Origin of the sequence: Bathymodiolus azoricus thioautotrophic gill symbiont (assembly GCF_001298715.1) — a bacterium.
GTDB lineage: Bacteria > Pseudomonadota > Gammaproteobacteria > PS1 > Pseudothioglobaceae > Thiodubiliella.
Window position 1 is genome coordinate 1 of the sequence record NZ_CDSC02000449.1, and the last position, 3395, is coordinate 3395.

Sequence of the window (3395 nt, forward strand, 5' to 3'; positions counted from 1 at the left end):
ATATTACACTATCAACCTATATTAAAAAAGCACAAAGCCAGTACGGTGAGTCATTTTTAATGGTTGAAAGTGATGGTTTTGACTTGACTTATTTTATTAATAACCAACTAAAATTCATCCATCAGGCTATTCATGGACTGTTTGACTATGTGGATAAAAAACAAAATGAACAAAGTAATGCACTAGATTTACTAAGTGCTTATTTAGCAGACGGCAAACTCAACTCACGCCAAGCGGTGATTATTCAACATGCTATCAAACATCCAGGTGCGGTTTATACCATTGCAGGGCATAAGACACCTCAAAATATTGCTTATGCAACCGCTAAACTGGATTTAGAAAGGTTGGCAAAATTAGGACTTTTGCAACAATCTAAGCGTGGGCGTGTCTTTATTTTTATTGCGCCAAACGATCTAGAGCAACGCATTAAAGAGTACCAATGATTATTGTTGGTGTTGATGAGGTAGGCCGAGGCTGCTTAGTGGGCAATGTGGTGGCTGGTGCGGTGATACTGCCAGATGATTTTTATTTACCTGGACTAACCGATTCTAAGAAACTCAGCGCGAAAAAGCGCGAAATCCTATATGCGCAAATTACCAAAGAATGCCAATGGGCGTTAGGCGAGTCAAGCGCAAGTGAAATTGATAAAATTAACATTTTGCAAGCCACGATGCTGGCAATGAAACGAGCAGTCGAGGCTCTCAATATGCAATTTGACCAAGTATTGGTCGATGGTAATTGTTGTCCAAATCTGAATAATTGCACCGCGATTGTTAAAGGTGATTTGATTGAGCCTGTGATTTCAGCGGCCTCGATTATTGCAAAGGTAAGTCGTGATAGGCAGATGGTAGCGTTGGACGAATGTTATCCTGAATATGGTTTTGCCAAACACAAAGGGTATGGCACAAAACAACATTTGAGCGCTTTAGAGAAGTTTGGTGTGATTAAAAATCAGCATCGTTATTCATTTGCTCCAGTGAAAAATCTGTCCCACTTTTAGGGTCTAATGCCCTTATTTGACGACGCAGTTCTGCTCTTTTAGCTTTAAGAATTTCAAGCTCTTTTGCAGTCCTAGCGTCTTTCTCGGCCTGTAGTTCTTTCTCTTTTTCGCGTTGAATTTCAGCAGCTGGGCGAGTTTTTAAGTAGCGGAATAATTTAACAACGCGTTGTACGCCATTTGCTTTAGATGCGACTTTGGTAGCTTTATTGGCCTCACGCAAGGTTACTTTTCCCATTAAATAAACACTGCGATTTTCAGTCATAACTTTGACATGTATTGGGTTAAAAACATCTTGATTAAGGAAAAGTAGCTCAACTTGCGCAGTAATTGTTGAGTCTTTAGCTCTGCTTAATATCCCACTATTTGGCGCAACGCGTAGCTCATTAATAACCCTGCTAATCTTAAAATCTTTGAGTGGTATCCGCGTCTCAACATAGTTGCGTATGCCCTCATTAGGTACCTCGCCTGTTACTAACACTTCTGTGTCATAAACCATATAATTTAAATGCGCATCTTTTGTCTTTTCATTTTCTTCTTTGGTGTTCCCAGCATGCAGACTAAGTAATATACTGTTGTCATCAAGGATTTCACCAGCAGTGCGTCTGTCGTTAGAAGCCACAAAGGCCGTACTAACTGCTGATGAAAGAAGACAACCGTTTAAAAATAGTGTGCTGGTTATTATTATGGCAGGTAGAATAATTTTTTTCATAAGTTTAGGGTGTTTCAAAGGCGTCTTTTATCCAGTCAATTTTAGGATATTTTAAATCAAATTCAAGTCCAACAACATCAAACCGACAGATAAAATCGTCATATTCTGGATGTTTTTGCAAAAAAACTTCGGCAGTGCGGATGAGTTTTGCTTGTTTAGCGTTATCAACTGTGTTGCTTGCTGAGCCAAAATGCGTATTTGCACGATAACGAACTTCAACAAAAACTAATGTTTGCTCTAATTTATCAAGCATAATGACATCTATTTCACCAAGCTTAGTTAAATAGTTTTGTTGGATAAGTTCTAGTCCGTTCTCTTTTAAATATTGAAGTGCTAGATTTTCTGCTTTATTGCCTGTTTGTCGTTTTAAACTAAACATATTATGCCTTTATATATTGTTGCTACACCCATTGGAAATCTAGATGATATCACTTTTAGGGCGATAGCAACGCTCAAAAATGTGGATGTCATTCTAGCAGAAGACACACGCCATAGTAAAAAGCTACTCAATCATTATGATATTGACACACCCATGCAGGCTTTTCACGAGCACAATGAATCTGCCAAAACGACCGATATAGTGGCACAATTATTGACAGGAAAAAATATTGCACTGATTAGCGATGCAGGTACACCATTGATTAGCGATCCAGGTTATGTACTGGTTAGTGAAGCGAAAAAAGCTGATATAGAGGTTTCACCCATTCCAGGTGCATCGGCAATGATTAGCGCTTTGTCGGCCTCTGGTATTGCCAGTGACCATTTTAGTTTTGTTGGATTTCTACCTGCCAAACAGACACAGCGCTTAAAAACTATACAGCTCAATGCACATCTCGATGAAACACTTATCTTGTATGAATCTCCCAAGCGTATTCTTAGCTGTGCTAATGACTTATTACAAGTATTAGGTGATGAGCGAACCGTATGCTTTGCTAAAGAAATTAGTAAGTCTTTTGAAACTATTAAGACGGATATTTTGCCAAATTTAATTGAATATTTAACCGAAGATGAGAATCATCAAAAAGGTGAGTTTGTCATATTAATCTCAGGTGTTGATAAAAATAATAAAGTTGATGGCGAAGCGCAATTGGGCAAAATTTTGCCAATTTTACTTACAGAAATGGGCGCATCTAAAGCCGCAAAACTCGCTGCTAAAATAACAGGTATTGATAAAAAACATTGCTATCAACGAGCCATAAAAATATGAGCTATTACACACGACATATTTTCTTTTGTAATAACCAACGAAAAAACGCGAAGGGCTGCTGTTCACAGTTCGGTGCTAAACAAATGTATCGTTATGCTAAAGATAAATGTCGTGACGAAGGGAAACTTGGTAAAGGAAAAATTGGAGTAAGTGAGTCTCGTTGTCTAGGGCGTTGTGAGCACGGGCCGGTCGCTGTGGTCTATCCCGATAATATTTGGTACCAGTATATTGATGAAGAAGATATTGATGAAATCATCAACAAGCACCTAATAGCAGGTAAGCCAGTTAATAGATTAAAGATTGATTAAAAGATAGTAGGTTCAACCATTAAAGTGCTTTCCCCATTATTGTTTTTGTTGTTGGCAATTATGTTTCTAAATCTCTTAGTAAAACCACTTAGGTGAGACCTTTGCATAAATAGGAATCATTATCAGAAGTCTGCTTTCTACCCACTTGGCGATTTTTCTAGTAACACCCGG

Annotated in this window: 6 protein-coding genes; 4 read left to right on the forward strand and 2 right to left on the reverse strand. The window is 38.3% G+C overall.

All coding sequences use genetic code 11. The features are described 5' to 3' along the window. A partial coding sequence (locus BAZSYMA_RS10095; protein ID WP_479385930.1) for a Fic family protein occupies window positions 1-443 on the forward strand: 443 nt, incomplete at its 5' end. Next, window positions 440-1000 carry a ribonuclease HII gene (rnhB, locus tag BAZSYMA_RS08565; protein ID WP_090717978.1) on the forward strand — a complete coding sequence of 187 codons (561 nt, stop codon included), beginning with the start codon at window positions 440-442 and terminating at the stop codon, window positions 998-1000. The genes BAZSYMA_RS10095 and rnhB, both read left to right, overlap by 4 nt. On the opposite strand, the gene BAZSYMA_RS08570 is transcribed toward rnhB, so the two are convergent. Then, window positions 945-1709 carry a BON domain-containing protein gene (locus BAZSYMA_RS08570; protein ID WP_090717981.1) on the reverse strand — a complete coding sequence of 255 codons (765 nt, stop codon included), beginning with the start codon at window positions 1707-1709 and terminating at the stop codon, window positions 945-947. The two genes, rnhB and BAZSYMA_RS08570, sit on opposite strands and share 56 nt — an antisense overlap. 4 nt (window positions 1710-1713) lie before the next feature. Further along, window positions 1714-2088 carry a YraN family protein gene (locus BAZSYMA_RS08575; protein WP_090717986.1) on the reverse strand — a complete coding sequence of 125 codons (375 nt, stop codon included), beginning with the start codon at window positions 2086-2088 and terminating at the stop codon, window positions 1714-1716. 3 nt (window positions 2089-2091) lie between these two features. Here BAZSYMA_RS08575 and rsmI point away from each other — a divergent pair, with 3 nt between their 5' ends. Both rsmI and BAZSYMA_RS08585 read left to right on the forward strand, forming a co-directional pair. Continuing rightward, entirely contained in the window at window positions 2092-2916 is an 825-nt protein-coding gene (gene rsmI, locus BAZSYMA_RS08580) for a 16S rRNA (cytidine(1402)-2'-O)-methyltransferase (protein WP_090717992.1), read from the forward strand. After that, entirely contained in the window at window positions 2913-3224 is a 312-nt protein-coding gene (locus tag BAZSYMA_RS08585; RefSeq protein WP_090717997.1) for a (2Fe-2S) ferredoxin domain-containing protein, read from the forward strand. The genes rsmI and BAZSYMA_RS08585 overlap by 4 nt, the downstream gene beginning before the upstream one ends. Window positions 3225-3395 lie beyond the last annotated feature (171 nt).